We start from the raw sequence: 18995 nt of genomic DNA on the forward strand, positions 1-18995 counted from the left end.
CTGAACCAGTGGCCGGCTGCCGCGACGTAAAGGGGCCGACCCGAGAGGAGACATAATGTCCGTTGCTGCACAGACGCTTTCGCCGCCGTCCAGAACCCTGATGTTTCTGGAGGGGCGAGCCATTTCCGAGTTGGGTGCGTTTCTCGGCGCATTGCCGCTGCTGAGCCTCGCGCCGCGTGGCGATGGTCATCCGGTGCTGGTGTTGCCCGGGCTTGTTGCGTCCGACACTTCGACGCGTCCGCTGCGCAGCTTCCTGAAGAGCCGCGGCTACGCCGTCTCGGGCTGGCGCCAGGGCCGCAATCTTGGCCTGCGCCATGGCGTGCAGAACGCGATGGTCGATCTGGTGCACGAGTTGAACGACACGCACGGCCGCAAGGTCTCGCTGGTCGGCTGGAGCCTCGGCGGCCTCTACGCCCGCCAGCTCGCCAAGATGATGCCGGAGCGCGTGCGCTCGGTGATTACGCTCGGCAGCCCGTTTGCATCAGGCCCGAAGGCGACCAACGCCTGGCGCGTCTATGAGATGGCGAGCGGCCGCCGCGCCGACGAGGAGGACGCCCGTTTCGGCGGTGCGCTATCGGCGACGCCGCCGGTGCCGACCACCGCGATCTTCAGCCGCACCGACGGCGTCTGCGCCTGGCAGGGCTGCATGGAAAAGACCTCGGCGACATCGGAGAGCATCGAGGTCGAGAGCAGCCATTGCGGCATGGGTCATCACCCGGCCGCGGTCTATGCGGTGGCCGATCGTCTGGCGCAGGCGGAAGGCGAATGGACGCCGTTCGATCGAAGCGGCTGGCGGAGTTTGGTTTATCCGAACCCGCATCGCTGAGGACGCGCGGCGAACTCCGACAGCCTCGCCCCGCGTGCGGGGAGAGGCCGACGCGAAGCGGCGGGTGAGGGGACTCTCCGCGAACTCCTCTCCATCGAATTTGCTGAGGCAGCCCCTCATCCCAACCTTCTCCCCGTAAAGAACGGGGAGAAGGAGAAGATACCGCCGTTGTCGCAGATCCAAAAAACGCGCTATGCCTTGACGCATGCCGTTGCCGCTCACCCGTATTATCCAGCAATTGAAGCGCGAACCGTCGCGCACCGGTTCGATCGTCATCACGATGTTCGGCGATGCCATTGTGCCGCGCGGCGGTTCGGTCTGGCTGGGCACGCTGCTCGAGTTCTTCGAGCAACTCGACATCGACGCCAGCGTGGTGCGCACCGCGATGTCGCGGCTGACTGCCGATGGCTGGTTCGAACGGAATAAAATCGGCCGCAACAGCTTCTACCGCTTGGTGCAAAGCGGGCGGCAAACTTTTGATATCGCAACGAAACACATCTACGGTCCGCCGGCCACCGACTGGACCGGCCGGTTCGAGCTGCTGCTGATCGGCAATGGCGGCGATCGTGACGCCGCGCGCGAGGCGCTGAAGAACGCCGGCTTCGGCAGCCCCCTGCCGGGGGTGTGGGTGGCGCCATCGGGAGTGCCGGTGCCGGAGGAGGCAGCCGGCGCGATCCGTCTCGAAGTTTCGGCCGAGGACGACAGCGGGCGGCGCTTGCTCAGCGAAAGCTGGCCGCTCGATCGCACCGCCGACGCCTATCTAAAATTCATGAAAACCTTTGAGCCACTGCATCTCTGGATTCTCAGCGGCGAGCGGCTGACGGAGGCGGACGCCTTCACCGCGCGCGTGCTCCTGATCCACCATTACCGCCGCGTCGTGCTGCGCGATCCCTTGCTGCCGACGTCACTGTTGCCTTCGGACTGGCCGGGCAGGGCGGCTCGAGCGCTGTGCGGCGGAACCTATCGCGCGTTGCTTCCTGCGTCCGAACAATGGCTTGACCGCCACGCCACCAACGAAAACGGGCCTTTGCCGAAGCCCGGCGCGGAACTTGGGAAGCGTTTTGGCAATCCGTAGATATGTTACAGAAATATATTGCATATCGAAATTTGTGTTATATATTTGCTCCCAACAAATTCAGAGGAGGTCCGCCATGTATACGCAGGCGCTCAATTCGTCCGAGGGCGAAGACCGCAACGTTGAGGACGCCGCGCGGGCCGCGCAGTTTCAGGCGCGCATCGATGCCGAGGAACGCATCGAGCCGAACGACTGGATGCCGGCGGCCTATCGCAAGACGCTGACGCGGCAGATCTCCCAGCACGCGCATTCCGAAATCGTCGGCATGCTTCCCGAAGGCAACTGGATCACGCGGGCGCCGTCGTTGCGTCGCAAGGCCGCGCTGCTCGCGAAAGTGCAGGACGAGTGCGGCCACGGACTTTATCTCTACGCCGCCGCCGAAACGCTCGGCACCTCGCGCGAGGAACTGGTCGACCTGATGCTGGCCGGCAAGGCAAAATATTCTTCCATCTTCAACTATCCGACGCTGACCTGGGCTGACATCGGCACGATCGGCTGGCTGGTCGATGGCGCCGCCATCATGAACCAGATCCCGTTGTGCCGCTGCTCCTACGGCCCCTATGCGCGCGCGATGATCCGCGTTTGCAAGGAAGAATCCTTCCACCAGCGCCAGGGCTTTGAGATCATGCTGACGCTGTGCCGCGGCACCGCCGAGCAGAAGGCGATGGCGCAGGAGGCGTTGAACCGCTGGTGGTGGCCTGTGCTGATGATGTTCGGCCCGCCCGACCAGGCGAGCCAGCACAGCGACACCTCGACCAAATGGAAGATCAAGCGTTTCTCCAATGACGAGCTACGGCAAAAGTTCGTCGACGCCACCGTACCGCAGGCGCAATTCCTGGGGCTTACGATTCCCGATCCCGGCATGAAACAGAACGACAACGGCAACTGGGAATACAGCGCGATCGACTGGGAAGAGTTCAAGCAGGTGCTGGCCGGCAACGGCCCCTGCAACCGCGATCGTCTCGCGGCGCGGCGCAAGGCGCATGACGATGGCGCCTGGGTGCGCGAGGCCGCGCTGGCCTATGCCGAGAAACGCAGGCAACGCGCCGCCTTGCAGGCCGCAGAGTAGGGAGACGACTGATGGCAACGCCGAACATTCCGCTCTGGGAAGTTTTTATCCGCAGCCGCAACGGGCTGGCGCACAAGCATGTCGGCTCGCTGCACGCGACCGACGCGACGCTGGCGCTTCAGGCCGCGCGCGACATCTACACCCGCCGCGGCGAGGGACTTTCGATCTGGGTGGTGCCGTCGAACGCGATCACCGCGTCCGACCCATCCGAGAAGGGCATGATGTTCGAGCCGGCGGAATCCAAGATCTACCGGCACCCGACGTTCTACGACGTGCCGGATGAAGTCGGGCATATGTAGGTTTCTCCGTCATTGCGAGCGCAGCGAAGCAATCCATCGCGCCGCAAAGGAAGTCTGGATTGCTTCGTCGCTTCGCTCCTCGCAATGACGACTGTTAGCAGGTGATCGATATGACCGTCGCCAACATCACCGTCTCCGAAACGCCGCTGGTGCTCTACACGCTGCGCCGGGCCGACGATGCCCTGATCCTGGGCCATCGGCTGTCGGAATGGTGCGGCCATGCGCCGATGATGGAAGAGGACATGGCGCTCGCCAATATGGGCCTAGATCTGCTCGGCCAGGCCCGCGAGCTCTATTCCTATGCGGCCAAGGTCGAGGGCAGGGATAACGACGAGGACAAGCTCGCCTATTTGCGCGACGTCAGGCAGTACCGCAATCTGCTGCTGCTGGAACAGCCGAACGGCGATTTCGCGCGCACGATGGTGCGGCAATTCTTCTACGCGGCCTTCGCCGATCTCTATTGGCGCGCGATGATGCGTTCCAGCGATGCGACGCTGGCGGCGATCGCGGCGAAGTCGGAAAAGGAAAGCGCCTATCATTTGCGCCATTCCTCGGAATGGATCGTCCGCCTCGGCGATGGCACCGAGGAAAGCCACGCCCGCGCGCAAGGAGCGATTGACGAACTCTGGGCCTTTACCGGCGAGATGTTTGCCGTCGACGACAGCGAGCGCGGCCTGATCGATGCCGGGATCGCGGTCGATCCTGCACCGTTGCGTTCGCAATGGCTCAAGATCGTGTCTGGCGTCGTCAGCGAGGCGACTCTGGCCTTGCCGAAGAATGACTGGATGCAGCAGGGCGGCCGCAGCGGCCGGCACAGCGAGCATCTCGGCCATCTCCTCAGCGAACTGCAGTCGATGCAGCGGACCTTTCCGGGGGCGACATGGTAGCGGTCCTCGACGATACCGATCTGCGCCGCCGCGCCTGGGACGCGGCCTCTACGGTGGTCGATCCGGAAATCCCCGTGCTGACCATCGCCGATCTCGGCGTGCTGCGCGAGGTCGAGGTCCATGACGGCCGGGTCGAGGTTGCGATCACGCCGACCTATTCCGGCTGTCCCGCCATGAACATGATCGCGCTGGAAATCGAGCTGGCGCTGGAACGCGCCGGCATTGCGCGGCCGACCATCCGCACCGTGCTGTCGCCGGCCTGGACCACGGACTGGATGAGCGAGGGCGGCCGCAACAAGCTCCGTGCCTACGGCATCGCGCCGCCGCAAGCGTCAAGTTCGCGCCGCGCGCTGTTCGGCGAACAGCAGGTGGCGTGCCCGCAATGCGGCTCGCAAGATACCGAGCTGCTGTCCGAATTCGGCTCGACCTCCTGCAAGGCGCTGTGGCGCTGCAAGGCCTGCCGCGAACCGTTTGATTATTTCAAGTGTCATTGAGGATCTCTATGCCGTCATTGCGAGCGCAGCGAAGCAATCCATCGGGCAGCAAAGGAAGTGTGGATTGCTTCGCTGCGCTCGCAATGACGGTGGGGAAACACTGATGTCCCACGCACCGCGCTTTCACCGTCTGGCCGTCAACGATCTGCGCCGCGAAGCCGCGGACGCGGTGTCGATGACGTTTGCGATCCCTAAGGAGCTGGAGAACGACTACAGCTTCGCTCCCGGTCAATACCTTACCTTGCGTACGACGATGGACGGCGAGGAAGTACGGCGTTCCTATTCGATCTGCTCCGGCCCTGACGATGGCGAACTGCGCATCGCCGTGAAGAAGGTCGACGGCGGCGCGTTCTCGAACTGGGCGGCCGACGAACTGAAGTCCGGCGACGAACTCGACGTCATGACGCCGACAGGCCGCTTTGGTATCGCGCACGCGCCCGGTGAGGCGCGGGTCTATGTCGGTTTTGCCGCCGGAAGCGGCATTACGCCGATCCTGTCGATCGTGAAAGGCGTGCTGGCGCGCGAGCCGAACAGCCGCTTTTTTCTGTTCTATGGCAACCGCTCGACCTCGAGCATGCTGTTCCTCGAAGAGCTCGAGGAATTGAAGGACCGCTTCATGCAGCGGCTCTCGCTGTTCCATGTCATCTCGGGCGAAGAACAGGATATCCCGATCCTGCATGGCCGGCTCGACGGTGAAAAAGTCCGCGTGCTGCTGCGCTCGCTGGTGCCGGCCGCAAGCGTCGATCACGTCTTCGTCTGCGGTCCCCTGGGCATGAGCGAGGACATCGAGGCGACCTGCCGCGACATCGGCATTGCCGAGGATCGCATTCACGTCGAGCGCTTTGTCTCGGAGTTCGGCGGCAAGCCGCGCCCCAAGAAAATCATAGAGGTAACCGCGCCTCCGAAGGCGATGGCCTCGCTGATCATCGACGGCAAGCGCCGCGAGGTACCGGTCGCCGAGGAGGAATCCATTCTAGATGCCGCGTTGCGCGCCGGCATGGATCTGCCGTTCGCCTGCAAGGGCGGCATGTGCTCGACCTGCCGCGCCAAGCTGGTCGAGGGCGACGCGCAGATGGAAGTGAATTATTCGCTGGAGCCATGGGAGCTGAAGGCGGGCTTCATCCTGACCTGCCAGGCGAGGCCATGTTCGGACAGGGTGGTAGTGGACTACGACCATGTCTAACAACGCCGTCCTTCCGGGATGGTCCGCAGGACCAGACCCGGAATCTCGAGATTCCGGGTTCGATGCTTCGCATCGCCCCGGAATGACGGAAGATGTTGGACCAAGAATTCGCGGGATCGTTGACACCTCAGGTGCCCCGTCCCAACACTGACTACGTAATGAGGCCTGCTCAACAGGCCCGTGCATACATGGAGAGAACGTCGTGGAACCGTCTCGCAGAGCGGGCAACCCGCAATGAACGTCGTGCTCTCGCCCGACGATATCGCCCGCGCCTGCGCGGATGCGATGTGGAAGGAGGACGACGCCAGCAAGGGCCTCGGCATGAACATTGTCGAGGTGAAGCCCGGCTTCGCAACGCTGACGATGACGGTCGAGCGGCACATGGTCAACGGCCAGCGCATCGCCCATGGCGGCTTCATTTTCCTGCTGGCCGATTCCACCTTCGCTTTTGCCTGCAACTCGCGCAACGAGCGTGCAGTCGCCGCGCAATGCGACATCACCTTTATCCGGCCGGGCAAGCTCGGGGATGTGCTCGTCGCGACCGCGCGGGAAATCTCGCGCAGCGGACGGTCCGGGATTTATGACGTCCGTGTCACGGCAGGCGATGTTGTGATCGCCGAGTTTCGCGGTCACTCGCGCACCATCGCCGGCACGTGGCTGCCGCGTGCGGACAACGCGGCCACACAAAGATAGCGAGAAGGGAAACGCGTCATGGCCATGGCAAGATTGAAATCCAGCGGAAGCGGTTACAGCGCTGAATTGGATGAGGCCGAGCGCGCCTCGCGCGACGAGATCATGGCGCTGCAGACCAGGCGCCTCGCATGGTCGCTCAAGCATGCCTACGACAATGTCGCGCATTACCGGAAGGCATTCGATGCGGCCGGCGTGCATCCGTCCGATTTCAAACAGCTCTCCGATCTCGCCAGATTCCCGTTCACGGTGAAGACTGACCTTCGAGACAATTACCCCTTCAACATGTTCGCCGTACCGCGCGAAAAGCTGGTCCGCGTCCACGCCTCCTCGGGCACGACCGGCAAGCCGATCGTGGTTGGATATACCCAAGGCGATATCGACATCTGGGCCGACGTGATGGCGCGCTCGATCCGCGCGGCCGGCGGTCGCACCGGCATGCTGATGCACAACGCTTACGGCTACGGCCTGTTCACCGGCGGCCTCGGCGCGCATTACGGCGCCGAAAAGCTCGGCTGCACGGTGGTGCCGGTCTCCGGCGGCATGACCGAGCGCCAGGTGCAACTGATCAACGACTTCAAGCCCGATATCATCACGGTGACGCCGAGCTACATGCTGGCCATTCTCGACGAGTTCAAGCGGCAGGGGCTCGATCCCAGAAAATCGTCATTGAAGTTTGGCATCTTCGGCGCCGAGCCCTGGACCAACGCGATGCGGGCCGAGATCGAGCACGCCTTCGATATGGACGCGACCGATATCTACGGCCTGTCGGAAGTGATCGGCCCCGGCGTGGCGCAGGAATGCGTGGAGACCAAGGACGGCCTGCACATCTGGGAGGATCATTTCTATCCCGAGGTGATCGATCCCGAGACCGGCGCGGTGCTGCCCGACGGTGAGAAGGGCGAGTTGGTGTTCACCTCGCTGACCAAGCAGGGCTTTCCAATCATCCGCTACCGCACCCGCGACCTGACGCGGCTGTTGCCCGGCACCGCGCGGCCGGGCATGCGGCGCATGGAGAAGGTGACGGGGCGCTCCGACGACATGATCATCCTGCGCGGTGTCAACGTATTCCCGACCCAGATCGAGGAGGCGCTGCTCGCGACCGACTGGTGCGGCGGCCATTTCATCATCGAGTTGACGCGGGAAGGGCGGATGGACGAGATGACCGTGCTCGCCGAAGCCCGCCCCGAAAGCTGGGACGGCAGCGGATTGCCCGCGCATGCCGAAAGGGTGTCCGTCTTCATCAAGAACACCATCGGCATCACCGCCCGGATCAAGGCCGTGGCGCCGGACACGCTGGAACGTTCGCTCGGCAAGGCAAAACGTGTTTACGACAAGCGGCCGAAAGGGTAACTCCTGCTGCTCAGAAGCCAGCAGGAATGCCTGATGTCATTTGCTGAGAAGCCCGACCTTCGATCTGCCACGGTCCAGGCGCGCTGTGTCCGCCTGCCCGCGAAGGCAGTCGATGCCGCGTCGATCTCGCCGGTCATCGAAACGCACGCGTTGTCGCGCGGCGAAAATGATCTGCTGATCGAGGTCAAGGCCGCAGCCGTCAATCCGTCCGACGTGAAGGCCGCGACCGGGCTGATGCCCTATGCGGTGTTTCCGCGCACGCCGGGCCGCGACTATGCGGGCGTCGTGATCGACGGCCCGCAGGGCTGGATCGGCCGCGAAGTATTCGGCTCCTCCGGCGATCTCGGCATCCGCCGCGACGGCACGCATGCCACGCATCTGGTGGTGGAAGCGGACGCGGTGGTCGAGAAGCCGAACGGCATTTCATGGGAAGAGGCCGCCGGCATCGGCGTGCCCTTCGTCACCGCGATGGAAGGCCTACGCCGCGCCGGCATCCCCAAGGCCAGCGAGACCGTGCTGGTGATGGGCGTCAACGGCAAGGTCGGGCAGGCGGCGACGCAAATCGCGACCTGGCACGGCGCGCGCGTGATCGGCGTGGTGCGCAAGGCCGAGCCGTATGACGGCCACGCTAATGCGCAAGTCGAGGTCATCGACGCCTCCGCCACCGACGTCGCTTCGCGCGTGCGCGAACTCACCGGCGGCAAGGGCGCCGACATCGTATTCAACACAGTCGGCGATCCCTATTTCGAGGCCGCGCACAAATCGCTGGCGTTGCGCGGGCGGCAGATCCTGATCGCTACGGTCGATCGCATCGTGCAGTTCAACATCCTCGAATTCTATCGCGGCCAGCACACGTACGTGGGCATCGATACGCTCGGCCTGTCGTCAGTTGCGACCGGTACGGTCTTAAGGGAACTCGGCGCCGGCTTTGCCGACGGGCATCTTAAACCGTTCCCGATCAAGCCGAACGCGATCTATCCACTGGAACAGGCCAAGGCTGCATTCGTCGCGGTGGCCGGTTCGTCACGCGACCGCGTGATTTTGCGGCCGGCGTGACAGGAGCGAAGTCATGGATAGCGCCAGCATCGTCATTCTCTCTGCGCTCGTGATCGGCCTCGTCTATGGTTCGGTCGGCCTGTTGAGCGGCTTCTGCCTGATGAGCGGCATGCGTGGCTGGCTGGCGGAAGGCGATGGACGACTGGTCCGCACCTATGCGCTCGCGATCGGTGTGGCCGTCGCCGCCACGCAATTGCTGGCGGCGTCCGGCCTCGTCGATATCGGCAAGTCGATCTATCTGCAGTCTTTGTTCTCCGCGCCGGTAATGTTCTTCGGTGGCCTCTTGTTCGGGTACGGCATGGTGCTGTCGAACGGTTGCGGTTCACGCGCGCTGGTGCTGCTGGGGCGCGGCAATCTCCGGTCCTTCGTGGTGGTCGTGGTGCTGGCGATATCAGCGCAGATGACGCTGAAAGGCCTGATTGCGCCGCCGCGCATTGCAATGGTCGCTGCGTCCCAGACCACGACAACGGCAAACTCGGTGCCGGCGCTGCTTGCCGCAGCGGGCCTGAGCGCAACGGCCGCGCGCATGCTGGCGGCCTCGATCATCTCGGCGGCGTTGATCATCTTCGCTTTCGCGCATCCCGCGTTTCGGCGCTCGCCGGGGCAGATGGCTGCCGGCGTTGTGGTCGGCCTGCTGGTCGCGGCCGGCTGGTTCGCCACCGGCTATCTCGGCGCCGACGATTTCAACCCGACGCCGGTCACCTCGCTCACCTTCATCGCGCCGATCGCGGACGCGCTGCAATATGTCATGCTGTCGACGGGATCGACGCTGAATTTCGGCATCGTCACGGTGTTCGGCGTGTTCGCGGGCAGCCTCGTCACCGCGCTGGCGACCGGGCGCTTCCATCTCGAAGGCTATCAGTCGCCACGCCACATGCTGCGCTCGGGCGGCGGTGCCGCGCTGATGGGCGCGGGCGGCGTGATGGCGCTCGGCTGTTCGATCGGGCAGGGCCTGACGGGATTTTCGACGCTGGCGCTGGCGTCGCTGATCGCCTTCGCCGGCATTTTGATCGGCACCGCTGCGGGCCTGCGCGGCGCGCTCCGCGTCCGCCCGCTCGCCACGGCCTAATCCGCCGCCTTGGTCACGATCCGGATTTCCGACGTCAGCGTCCGGTGCACCGGGCACTTGTCGGCGATTTCCATCAATCGCTTGCGCTGATCGGCATCGAGTGCGCCCTCGATCGAGATGACGCGGTCGATCTGATCCAGCATGCCCTCCCGCGTTTCGCATTCCTCGCAGTCTTTTGCGTAAATCTTGCTGTGCTTCAGCGTCACCGTGACGCGATCGAGCGGCAGCGATTTGCGGTCGGCATACATCCGCATCGTCATCGAGGTGCAGGCGCCGAGGCCCGCCAGCACGAAATCATACGGCCCAGGTCCGCTGTCCTGGCCGCCGGCGGCGACAGGCTCGTCCGCCAGCATCTGGTGCGGACCCGTAGTGACGGTCTGCTGGAATTTTCCGTTGCGGGTTTCGCGCACCACGACGCTGCGCGGCGCTTCGCCTGCGGCATCGGGCTGCGCGGCGGCGGGCTCGATATAGCGTTCGGCCCAGGCGGCGATGACGTCGGCGACATAGGCCGCATCGCGCTTGCCGGAGAGCAGATGGTCGGAGCCCGCCAGCGACACGAAACTCTTGGGATGTTTCGCCGCGACGAAAATCCGGGTGGCGTTGTCGATCCCGACCGTGTCGTCGGTCGGCGACTGCATGACCAGCAGCGCCTTGTGCAGCTTGGCGACCTGCGACATCAGATTTTGCTCGGCGATGTCGTCGATGAATTCGCGCTTGATGTGAAACGGCCGTCCGGCCAGCTGAACTTCCACTTTGCCTTGCGCGCGGATGTCCTCGATCTTGTCCTTGAAGAGGTGCGTGACGTGCACGGGATCGGAAGGTGCAGCGATGGTGACGACCGCCTTGGCTTCCGGAATCTGTCCGGCGGCGGCAAGGATCGCCGCGCCGCCGAGGCTGTGGCCGATCAGGATCGCGGGGGCATTGCGGGTTTCGCGCAGATGATCGGCGGCGCGGACCAGATCGGCGACGTTGGACGAGAAGGTCGAATTTGCAAATTCACCTTCGCTGGCGCCGAGACCGGTAAAGTCGAAACGCAATACCGCGATGCCCTTGGCGGCCAGCGCTGCCGCGATGCGTTTAGCGGCCAGCACATCCTTGCCGCAGGTGAAGCAATGCGCAAACAGCGCGTAGGCCTGCACCGGTCCATCCGGCGTATCCAGCGCGGCGGCAAGCTGATGGCCGCCTTCGCCGGTGAATTGGAAGCGTTCCGTCGGCACGGGCGTTCTCCTTGGTTGGGCGCGAGTCTGTCGGCTGCTGTTCGGCCTACATGGTTCGAGACGCGCGGCGTCGCCGCACTCCTCACCATGAGGGTCTAAGACCTCATCTCAGGAATAAGCGCAACTGCGCTTATTCCGAAGGAGCATCGCAAAGCGATGCGTCTCGAAGGATGAAGCCCCGACCTAGAGAAGGTTAAACCATCCTCAATCGCCTGAATATCTCTGTTCCTGCCACGGGTCACCGCGATTGTGGTAACCGCGGACTTCCCAATAGCCCGGCGCATCCTCTGCCAGAAATTCGATGCTCTGCAGCCATTTTGCGCTTTTCCAGAAATAGAGATGCGGCACCACCAGCCGCACCGGGCCGCCATGCTCCTGCTCGAGCGGCGCGCCCGACCAGCTATGGACGAGAATGGAATCCTCGGCGGCAAAATCCTCCAGCGCCAGATTGGTGGTGTAGCCGTCATGGGAATGCAGCACCACGAACCGTGCGTCCTCGCGCGGCCGGCAGGCGTCGAGCAGGTCGCGGGTCGCCAACCCCTCCCATTGATTGTCGTAACGCGACCAGGTCGTGACGCAGTGAATGTCGGATACGAACTGGCTCTGCGGCCGTGTGGTAAACTGCGCGAAATCCCAGAACAGCGGATGTTCGACCGCGCCATACACATCGAGCCGCCAGCGCTCGCGCGAGATGTTCGGCGTCAGGCCGAGATCGAGCGTCGGCCAATCCTTGGTGAGATGCTGGCCCGGCGGCAGACGCGCTTCGTCGGGCCGTGAAATCCTGCCGGTGAGGAATTTCCCTTCGCGCGCCCAGCGCGCCTTGCTGCGCGTCAGCTTGCTCTCCGGTGGCGGCTCGTTCTCGTCGGCCATTATCTCGACCAGTCACTCGTGGCGATGCATCGCGGACGCATGTTTGGTGTCGCGCATCGTCGCATAGATGATGAGCGAGAGGAAGATCATGCCGCTGAGATAATAATAGAACCAGTCCTCATGCCCCATTGTCTTGAAATAGAGCGCAACCGCGGGCGCGGTGCCGCCGAACAGCGATACCGTGATGGCATAGGGCAGGCCGACGCCGAGCGCGCGGACATTGGTCGGGAAAAGTTCGGCCTTCACGACGGCATTGATCGAGGTGTAGCCGGCGACGAAGATCCACGCGGCGCAGATCAGCAGGAAAGCCATGAACGGCGATTTTGTGTCCTTCAGCGTGGTCAGGATCGGGACCGTCGCCAACGTGCCGACGACGCCGAAGAAGATCAGCAGCGGCTTGCGGCCGATGCGATCCGAGAGGCCGCCATAGATCGGCTGCAACAGGGTCGCGAAGACCAGCGAGCCGAAGATCACGAAAGTGGTCTGGTCCGCGGTGAGTCCGACGGACAGCTTGACGAAAGTCTGCATGTAGGTGGTGAAGGTATAGAACGCCGCGGTACCTCCGGCGGTGAGACCGACCACCAGCAGCAGCTCGCGCGGATATTTCAGAAGTCCGCGGATCGAGCCCGTCGGCTTTGTCAGCTTCTTGGCTTCCTCGAACGCCTCGGTCTCATGCAGGTTGCGCCGCATGACCGCGGCAAAGACTGCGAGCAGGGCGCCGATCACGAACGGGATTCGCCAGCCCCAATCGCTAAGCTGTTCGGGCGTCAAAAACACCTTTTGCAGCAGCAGCAGCACGATGATCGCGGTGAGCTGGCCGCCGATCAGCGTGACGTATTGAAAGCTCGAATAGAAGCCGCGGTGTTTGGGATCGGCGACTTCGGTGAGATACGTGGCGCTGGCGCCGTATTCTCCGCCCAGGCTCAATCCCTCGATGATGCGCGCCAGCGCCAGGATGGCGGGCGCGGCGATCCCGATCGTGGCATAGGTCGGCGTCACCGCGATGATCAGCGAGCCGAAGCACATGCAGACCACGGAAAGCGTGAGCGACAGCCGCCTGCCGTGGCGGTCGGCGATGAAGCCGAACAGCCAGCCGCCGAGCGGGCGCATCAGGAACGTCGCCGCGAACAGCACCGCCGCGTTGAGCTGCTGCACGACCGGATCGCTGTTCGGGAAGAATGCCGGCGCAAAATACAGCGCGAACGCGGTGTAGGCGTAAAAATCGTACCATTCGACGAGGTTGCCGATCGAGCCGATAAAGATCGCCTTGAGCCGCCGCTCCACATCCTGGATGTCGAAACTGGTGTCGGCGGCCTTGATGGCTTGATCGGTCATGATCGGTCTCCAGGCGGGCGAGGTATGATCCTGTTCTCCCGGATCAGCTCGCCGCGTATAACTGCGGGTAACGACGACGGGCCGCGCCGGGTTCCCGGCGATGAACCAGAGAACGCCGCGCCAGAACGAGGCGGCGGCGTTCGATCGCGACTACTTCGGCGCCCGTGGATCGATCGGAGTCGTGTCGCGCACGCCCAGAATGTCCTCGAGCACCCTCGACCCCGCGAGCAACTTCGCCTCGCCGCGCGGCGGCGCCACCACCTGGAGCCCGACCGGCAGGCCCGAGGCGGTAAACCCGCACGGCAGCGACAGCGCGGGGCAACACACCAGCGTGATGGCGTAGACGATGCCAAGCCATTCGACGTAATTGTCGAACTTCTTGCCGGCGCATTCGGCGACGTAGCGGTTCTCGACCGGGAAGGGCGGCACGATGGTGGCGGGGCACAGCAGCAGGTCGTACTTCTCGAAGAATTCCAGCGTACGCGCGGTCATGGCGACGCGCTGCGCTTCGGCGCGTTCGAGCTGCTCGACGGTCAGCTTCAGGCCTTCCTCGATATTCCAGATCACCTCGGGCTTGAGCAGGTCGCGCTTGGTACGCAAAAGCGCCGCCTTGGAGAGCGCAAAGTCGAACGCGCGCAGCACGTGGAAGCATTCATGGGCCTCGCGCAGGTCGGGATGGGCTTCCTCGACGACGGCGCCAGCTTCCGCAAAGCGCTGCGCGGCCTTGCGAGTGATGGCCGCGACTTCCGGATCGACCGGGGTGATGCCGAGATCGGGCGAATAGGCGACGCGCTTCGGCTTGCTGCCGGAACGGGCAGCGGAAAGAAACGAATTCGGCAGCACCGGCAACGACAGCGGATCGGCGGGATGCTCGCCGCTCATGGCATCGAGCAGCAGCGCGACGTCTTCGACATTGCGCGCCATGGGCCCTTGCTGGCCGAGATTGCGATCGATCGCTGCGGCTATCGTATGCGCGACGCGGCCGATGCTCGGCCTCAATCCGACGATGCCGCAGAAGCTGGCGGGGTTGCGAAGCGAGCCGCCCATGTCGGAGCCGTGTGCCAGCCACGCGGTGCCGGTGGCGAGCGCGACCGCCGCGCCGCCCGAGGAGCCGGCGGCGGAGCGGGACGTATCCCAGGGATTGAGGGTCGGGCCGAACACTTCGTTGAAGGTATTGGCGCCGGCGCCGAATTCCGGCGTGTTCGACTTGGCGTAGACCACCCCGCCATTGTTTTCGAGGTGCTCGACCATGATGTCCGACTTCGCCGGGATGTTATCCTTGTAGATCGGCGACCCCTGTGTGGTCAGGACGCCGGCGACGCTGGTGAGGTCCTTGATCGGGATCGGCAGGCCGGCGAGCAGCCCGCGCTCGGAGACCGGCTTCTTCATCAGTGCGGTGGCGTGCTTGCGGGCACGGTCGAAGCACAGCGTCGGCAGCGCGTTGACCTGGCCGTCGACCTCGGCGATGCGCTTTTCCAGCACGTCGAGCAGGTCGAGCGGGGTAACTTCGCCCGACTTCAGTTTGCCGACGATGGCACACGCTGTCTCACGCACCAGTTCTTGATCAGCCACTTCGCACTCTCCGCTTGTTACCCGTTTCTTGATCACATGTGGTGCTGTAGAACATTTTCCGGCAAAGTGGAATGTGCGCAAGCCGTGGCCGACCGGAGATATCTGCATGACGACATTGTTTTCCGCGCTGGACTGGCGTGCGATGAGCCAGGAAGCGCGCGACCTTGGCCTCAATAACGGCGTCGCCGTGCCCGGCAGCGTCGATATGGTGGCCGGCTGGGAGCAGCGGTCTGCCGACATGCGCAAGCGCTTCCCGGCGCACATCGACTTGCGGTATGGGCCGCGCGAGCGCAACCGGATCGATTTCCTGAAAGCGGCCGACGGCGCGCCGACGCTGCTGTTTATCCACGGCGGCTACTGGCAGGCGCGGGCAAAGGAGGTTTTTACCGTTATGGCCGAAGGGCCAATGACGCACGGCATCAATGTGGCGCTGGTCGGCTACACGCTGGCGCCCGAAGCCACGCTGGACGAAATCGTCGCCGAAATCCACGCCGGTATCGATTACCTCACCGGACAACTGCCGGCGCTTGGCGCCGCTTCCGGCGACATCGTGGTATCAGGCTGGTCGGCCGGCGGGCACCTGACCTCGATGGCGCTGTCGCATCCGAGGGTGAGGGCGGGGATGGCGATCTCGGGCATCTATGATCTCGAGCCGATCCGCCACTCCTATCTCAACGAGAAACTGCGGGCCGATGAAGCAACCTCCCGCCGCAACTCGCCGATGATGCAGGAGGGGGGCCCGCCAAAGCCGCTGTCGCTGGTGGTCGGCAGCGCCGAACTGCCGCTGCTGCGCAAGCAGACCGCCGATTTTGCCGGCCACCGCGCGCGATATGGATTGCCGGTGACGTACGAGGAAATTCCCGACGCGAACCATTTCACCATCATGTACGAGATGATGTCGCCGAAGGGGAGGATCACCACGCTGATCCGGCAGTTGTTCGAGCGGACGACGGGTTAGGCCTGTCAGACCGCACGGTGAGATGGGCTAAGCGACAGAACAACTCCACAAGATTGAGTTGCAAATCGGAAGTTATCTACCTATCCTCCAAGCGCGTTCGAGCGGAGCTCCCGAATGAACGACGATCTCCAGAACATCTGGTTGCTTGGCTCCAGTCATACGGTTGCCGCCATTGCGGTTCTGCAGATCGCCGATCTTGCGTTGACGCTTTTGCACTCCTTGCAAGAGCGCAAAGGTCGGTTGTGGCGTTATTTCGGTGCGATCGCCGGGGTCAAGATACCGGATAGTTTCGGACGGCTCGTATTCTTCGGCGGCCTAACCATTTCACTGTGGATCGTAGGGCTACTTGGAATAACCGGTACAGTGCTCTGGCACGCGCCGCTTGCGTTCGTTTGCCTCGGCGCACTCATCGGATGCCGGATATCGGATGGATTGTTTTCGCACATCTTGCCGAACAACGCAGGTTATCGGCCCAATCCGGGATTGACGTCGGTGCCACTCTACTTTGTCGAGGCGCTGGTTCTTGTAGCCATATTCTTCCCAACCATACGCATGCATACTTTCGACGCGCTGATTGGATTCATCATCGGTACACTTGCCTTCTATGTGGTTATTCCGGGCTTGAGATCTTTGGACCCTTGCTGTTCGAGCCGATCAAGCGTTGGGAGAAGGGCAGTCCGCAGCCGTCGTGGTGAGACTTGGTCTGCGTCCTGCAGGCCGTCATGCGACAAGCCAATGGGTCGCGCGAACGCGCGCCCGATGATAGTCTCCGAGACGGGGCAATCCGGGGGGTCCTAGCAAGGATATGGATTGCTTCGCTTCGCTCGCAATGACGGGGGGCCTAACCCCACCCCGCCGTATGCCCGCCGTCCACGGTAAAGATCACGCCTGAAGTATATCCAGACCGGTCCGAGGCCAGGAACGCCATCAGGTCGCCGATCTCGCGCGCATGCGCGGGTCGGCCCAACGGCAAGCCTTTCTGGAATTCCTTGTAGCGGTTCTCGTCGCCGAACTGGCTCTTGGCGCGCGTCTTCAGCAGCGTGACGTGGCGGTCGGTGCCGACGGGGCCCGGATTGATGCCGACCACGCGGATGTTGTCGGCAAGACTCTTGCCGCCGAGCGCGCGGGTGAACGCCATCAGCGCGGCGTTGCCGGCGCTGCCGCAGATGTAGTTGGCGTCGAACTTTTCACCGGCCGCGCCGATGTCGTTGACGATGACGCCGTGCCCACGCGCCTTCATCTGCGCATAGATGGCGCGGGTGAGGTTGATATAGCCGAACACCTTCAGCTCCCAGGCGTGACGCCAGGTCGCCTCGTCGATCTTGTCGATCGAGCCGCCCGGGATGTCGCCGGCATTGTTGACGAGGATGTCGATATCGGCGGCTTCCTTGACGAGTCTGGCGATGTCCTCGCCCTTGCGCAGGTCGACGACATGGGCGGTGGCGCCGATCTGGTGCGTCGAGCGCAGCCGCTCGGTCAGCGCCTTCAACTGCTCGCCGTTGCGGGCGGCCAGCATGACGTCGCAGCCTTCTTCGGCAAAGGCTTCGGCCGCAGCCGCGCCAATGCCCTTGGAGGCGCCGGTGATCAGGACGCGCTTGCCGCGCAGGTGCAGATCCATGGGATTTCTCGCTTGGGTGAGGGGAGGTAGAAACAGGGGGCCGCAAATTGTTAGGCTTGTGGCGCCATGGCGGTCAACATTGCAGTGCAGCGTTGCGCAAGGGGCAGGTTTGGTCCATTGCAAGGCAATCAAATAACCGGCATTAGCCGGCTGACAAACAGCCAAGGAAACCCTCGATGAGCAGTGCCAAAAAGCAGTATCGGATCGCGGTCATTCCCGGTGACGGCATCGGCAAGGAAGTGATCCCGGAAGGCCTGCGCGTGCTGGAGGCGGCGGCGAAAAAGCACGGGGTATCCGTGCATTTCGATCATTTCGATTTCGCGTCCTGGGATTATTACGAAAAGCACGGCGAGATGATGCCGGAGGACTGGAAGGCCAGGATCGGCAAGCATGACGCGATCTATTTCGGCGCGGTCGGCTGGCCGGCGAAAATCCCGGATCACATTTCCTTGTGGGGTTCGCTGATCAAATTCAGGCGCGAGTTCGATCAATACGTCAACCTGCGTCCGGTGCGGCTGATGCCCGGCGTGCCGTCGCCGCTCGCCAACCGCAAGCCCGGCGATATCGATTTCTGGGTGGTGCGCGAAAATACCGAAGGTGAATATTCCTCCGTCGGCGGCCGCATGTTCCCGGATACCGACCGCGAATTCGTGACGCAGCAGACGGTGATGACGCGCGTTGGCGTCGACCGCATCCTGAAATTCGCATTCGAGCTGGCGCAGTCGCGTCCGAAGAAGCACTTGACCTCGGCGACCAAGTCCAACGGCATCTCGATCACGATGCCCTATTGGGACGAGCGCGTGGAGGCGATGGCGAAGAATTTTCCCAAGGTGAAGTGGGACAAGTACCACATCGACATCCTCACCGCGAATTTTGTGCTGCATCCGGACTGGTTCGACGTCGTGGTCGGCTCCAATTTGTTCGGCGACATTCTTTCCGATCTCGGCCCGGCCTGCACCGGCACCATCGGCATCGCGCCGTCGGGCAACATCAACCCCGAGGGCAATTTCCCGTCGGTGTTCGAGCCCGTGCACGGCTCGGCGCCCGATATCGCGGGGCAGGGCATCGCCAACCCGATCGGCATGATCTGGTCGGGTGCGATGATGCTGGAGCATCTCGGCGAGAAGGAAGCCGCGGCCTCGGTCGTCGGCGCGATCGAACGCACGCTGGGCGAACGCACGCTGCGCACGCGGGATCTCGGCGGCAACGCGGATACGACCGCTTGCGGCAAGGCTGTGGCTGAGATGGTGGACTAATTCTTTCCTTCTCCCCTTGTGGGAGAAGGTGGAATAGGCGGCCTTTGGCCGCCGTCACTTGGAGCGCCGTGCTTTGCATCGGCGCTGGAGGCGCAGCGGCAGCGACACGGACAAAGGCTCGGTCTCCGTGGATAAATGATTTGCGCTCGGCCAATCGGGGCGGCGAGG

The 18995-nt window shown here is 63.5% G+C and carries 19 protein-coding genes; 14 read left to right on the forward strand and 5 right to left on the reverse strand.

Features of this window, described 5'->3' with window-relative positions; translation table 11 throughout:
- The first annotated feature begins 55 nt into the window (after positions 1-55).
- From ACPPVP_RS13995 to ACPPVP_RS14045, 11 genes are all read left to right on the forward strand, one after another.
- A complete protein-coding gene (locus tag ACPPVP_RS13995; RefSeq protein ID WP_426535128.1) occupies positions 56-826 on the forward strand; it encodes an esterase/lipase family protein in 771 nt (256 codons plus the stop codon).
- Positions 827-1031: 205 nt separating this feature from the next.
- Positions 1032-1901, forward strand: a complete 870-nt coding sequence (gene paaX, locus ACPPVP_RS14000; protein WP_426535130.1) for a phenylacetic acid degradation operon negative regulatory protein PaaX — start codon at positions 1032-1034, stop codon at positions 1899-1901.
- 76 nt (positions 1902-1977) lie between these two features.
- Positions 1978-2970 carry a 1,2-phenylacetyl-CoA epoxidase subunit PaaA gene (gene paaA, locus ACPPVP_RS14005; protein WP_426535132.1) on the forward strand — a complete coding sequence of 331 codons (993 nt, stop codon included), beginning with the start codon at positions 1978-1980 and terminating at the stop codon, positions 2968-2970.
- An 11-nt stretch (positions 2971-2981) separates the two neighbouring features.
- Entirely contained in the window at positions 2982-3269 is a 288-nt protein-coding gene (gene paaB / locus ACPPVP_RS14010) for a 1,2-phenylacetyl-CoA epoxidase subunit PaaB (protein ID WP_027539035.1), read from the forward strand.
- Between the two features lie 110 nt (positions 3270-3379).
- The gene (gene paaC / locus ACPPVP_RS14015; protein ID WP_426535136.1) at positions 3380-4156 is read left to right on the forward strand and encodes a 1,2-phenylacetyl-CoA epoxidase subunit PaaC; all 777 of its coding nucleotides are present in this window, start codon (positions 3380-3382) and stop codon (positions 4154-4156) included.
- Positions 4150-4650, forward strand: a complete 501-nt coding sequence (paaD, locus tag ACPPVP_RS14020; RefSeq protein ID WP_426535138.1) for a 1,2-phenylacetyl-CoA epoxidase subunit PaaD — start codon at positions 4150-4152, stop codon at positions 4648-4650. The genes paaC and paaD overlap by 7 nt, the downstream gene beginning before the upstream one ends.
- A gap of 103 nt (positions 4651-4753) precedes the next feature.
- Complete coding sequence (gene paaE, locus ACPPVP_RS14025; RefSeq protein ID WP_426535140.1) at positions 4754-5833, forward strand: 1,2-phenylacetyl-CoA epoxidase subunit PaaE; 1080 nt, start codon at positions 4754-4756, stop codon at positions 5831-5833.
- A gap of 234 nt (positions 5834-6067) precedes the next feature.
- Complete coding sequence (gene paaI / locus ACPPVP_RS14030) at positions 6068-6526, forward strand: hydroxyphenylacetyl-CoA thioesterase PaaI (RefSeq protein WP_426535142.1); 459 nt, start codon at positions 6068-6070, stop codon at positions 6524-6526.
- 18 nt (positions 6527-6544) lie between these two features.
- Positions 6545-7876 carry a phenylacetate--CoA ligase PaaK gene (gene paaK / locus ACPPVP_RS14035; RefSeq protein WP_426535144.1) on the forward strand — a complete coding sequence of 444 codons (1332 nt, stop codon included), beginning with the start codon at positions 6545-6547 and terminating at the stop codon, positions 7874-7876.
- Between the two features lie 33 nt (positions 7877-7909).
- On the forward strand, positions 7910-8932 hold the full coding sequence (locus ACPPVP_RS14040) for a quinone oxidoreductase family protein (RefSeq protein ID WP_426535146.1): 1023 nt from the start codon (positions 7910-7912) through the stop codon (positions 8930-8932).
- A 13-nt stretch (positions 8933-8945) separates the two neighbouring features.
- Positions 8946-10001 (forward strand): YeeE/YedE family protein, encoded by a 1056-nt coding sequence (locus tag ACPPVP_RS14045; RefSeq protein WP_426535148.1) that lies wholly within the window; start codon positions 8946-8948, stop codon positions 9999-10001.
- On the opposite strand, the gene ACPPVP_RS14050 is transcribed toward ACPPVP_RS14045, so the two are convergent.
- The 4 genes from ACPPVP_RS14050 to ACPPVP_RS14065 all read right to left on the reverse strand — a co-directional run bounded on the left by ACPPVP_RS14050 (position 9998) and on the right by ACPPVP_RS14065 (position 14995).
- Positions 9998-11218 carry an alpha/beta fold hydrolase gene (locus tag ACPPVP_RS14050; protein WP_426535150.1) on the reverse strand — a complete coding sequence of 407 codons (1221 nt, stop codon included), beginning with the start codon at positions 11216-11218 and terminating at the stop codon, positions 9998-10000. The two genes, ACPPVP_RS14045 and ACPPVP_RS14050, sit on opposite strands and share 4 nt — an antisense overlap.
- A 204-nt stretch (positions 11219-11422) precedes the next feature.
- Entirely contained in the window at positions 11423-12088 is a 666-nt protein-coding gene (locus ACPPVP_RS14055) for a sulfite oxidase-like oxidoreductase (RefSeq protein ID WP_426535152.1), read from the reverse strand.
- A gap of 12 nt (positions 12089-12100) precedes the next feature.
- Entirely contained in the window at positions 12101-13423 is a 1323-nt protein-coding gene (locus ACPPVP_RS14060) for an MFS transporter (protein WP_426535154.1), read from the reverse strand.
- A 150-nt stretch (positions 13424-13573) separates the two neighbouring features.
- The gene (locus ACPPVP_RS14065) at positions 13574-14995 is read right to left on the reverse strand and encodes an amidase (RefSeq protein ID WP_426535156.1); all 1422 of its coding nucleotides are present in this window, start codon (positions 14993-14995) and stop codon (positions 13574-13576) included.
- Between the two features lie 106 nt (positions 14996-15101).
- On the opposite strand from ACPPVP_RS14065, the gene ACPPVP_RS14070 reads away from it, so the two are divergent.
- Together ACPPVP_RS14070 and ACPPVP_RS14075 are read left to right on the forward strand one after the other, a co-directional pair.
- The gene (locus tag ACPPVP_RS14070) at positions 15102-15953 is read left to right on the forward strand and encodes an alpha/beta hydrolase (protein WP_426535158.1); all 852 of its coding nucleotides are present in this window, start codon (positions 15102-15104) and stop codon (positions 15951-15953) included.
- A gap of 114 nt (positions 15954-16067) precedes the next feature.
- Complete coding sequence (locus ACPPVP_RS14075) at positions 16068-16751, forward strand: hypothetical protein (protein ID WP_426535160.1); 684 nt, start codon at positions 16068-16070, stop codon at positions 16749-16751.
- A 43-nt stretch (positions 16752-16794) separates the two neighbouring features.
- Here ACPPVP_RS14075 and ACPPVP_RS14080 read toward each other — a convergent pair whose 3' ends face one another.
- Positions 16795-17571, reverse strand: a complete 777-nt coding sequence (locus tag ACPPVP_RS14080; protein ID WP_426535162.1) for an SDR family oxidoreductase — start codon at positions 17569-17571, stop codon at positions 16795-16797.
- 176 nt (positions 17572-17747) lie between these two features.
- Between ACPPVP_RS14080 and ACPPVP_RS14085 the strand changes: the two genes are divergently transcribed.
- Positions 17748-18827 carry a tartrate dehydrogenase gene (locus ACPPVP_RS14085; protein WP_426535164.1) on the forward strand — a complete coding sequence of 360 codons (1080 nt, stop codon included), beginning with the start codon at positions 17748-17750 and terminating at the stop codon, positions 18825-18827.
- The last annotated feature ends 168 nt before the right edge of the window (positions 18828-18995 follow it).

This window comes from Bradyrhizobium sp. McL0615, assembly GCF_049993905.1.
Taxonomy (GTDB): Bacteria; Pseudomonadota; Alphaproteobacteria; order Rhizobiales; family Xanthobacteraceae; genus Bradyrhizobium.

Bases quoted from the DNA above. Each gene is read 5' to 3' on its own strand.
- ACPPVP_RS13995 (WP_426535128.1), top strand. From the start codon at position 56: ATGTCCGTTGCTGCACAGACGCTTTCGCCGCCGTCCAGAACCCTGATG.
- paaX (WP_426535130.1), top strand. From the start codon at position 1,032: ATGCCGTTGCCGCTCACCCGTATTATCCAGCAATTGAAGCGCGAACCG.
- paaA (WP_426535132.1), top strand. From the start codon at position 1,978: ATGTATACGCAGGCGCTCAATTCGTCCGAGGGCGAAGACCGCAACGTT.
- paaB (WP_027539035.1), top strand. From the start codon at position 2,982: ATGGCAACGCCGAACATTCCGCTCTGGGAAGTTTTTATCCGCAGCCGC.
- paaC (WP_426535136.1), top strand. From the start codon at position 3,380: ATGACCGTCGCCAACATCACCGTCTCCGAAACGCCGCTGGTGCTCTAC.
- paaD (WP_426535138.1), top strand. From the start codon at position 4,150: ATGGTAGCGGTCCTCGACGATACCGATCTGCGCCGCCGCGCCTGGGAC.
- paaE (WP_426535140.1), top strand. From the start codon at position 4,754: ATGTCCCACGCACCGCGCTTTCACCGTCTGGCCGTCAACGATCTGCGC.
- paaI (WP_426535142.1), top strand. From the start codon at position 6,068: ATGAACGTCGTGCTCTCGCCCGACGATATCGCCCGCGCCTGCGCGGAT.
- paaK (WP_426535144.1), top strand. From the start codon at position 6,545: ATGGCCATGGCAAGATTGAAATCCAGCGGAAGCGGTTACAGCGCTGAA.
- ACPPVP_RS14040 (WP_426535146.1), top strand. From the start codon at position 7,910: ATGTCATTTGCTGAGAAGCCCGACCTTCGATCTGCCACGGTCCAGGCG.
- ACPPVP_RS14045 (WP_426535148.1), top strand. From the start codon at position 8,946: ATGGATAGCGCCAGCATCGTCATTCTCTCTGCGCTCGTGATCGGCCTC.
- ACPPVP_RS14055 (WP_426535152.1), bottom strand. From the start codon at position 12,088: ATGGCCGACGAGAACGAGCCGCCACCGGAGAGCAAGCTGACGCGCAGC.
- ACPPVP_RS14060 (WP_426535154.1), bottom strand. From the start codon at position 13,423: ATGACCGATCAAGCCATCAAGGCCGCCGACACCAGTTTCGACATCCAG.
- ACPPVP_RS14070 (WP_426535158.1), top strand. From the start codon at position 15,102: ATGACGACATTGTTTTCCGCGCTGGACTGGCGTGCGATGAGCCAGGAA.
- ACPPVP_RS14075 (WP_426535160.1), top strand. From the start codon at position 16,068: ATGAACGACGATCTCCAGAACATCTGGTTGCTTGGCTCCAGTCATACG.
- ACPPVP_RS14080 (WP_426535162.1), bottom strand. From the start codon at position 17,571: ATGGATCTGCACCTGCGCGGCAAGCGCGTCCTGATCACCGGCGCCTCC.
- ACPPVP_RS14085 (WP_426535164.1), top strand. From the start codon at position 17,748: ATGAGCAGTGCCAAAAAGCAGTATCGGATCGCGGTCATTCCCGGTGAC.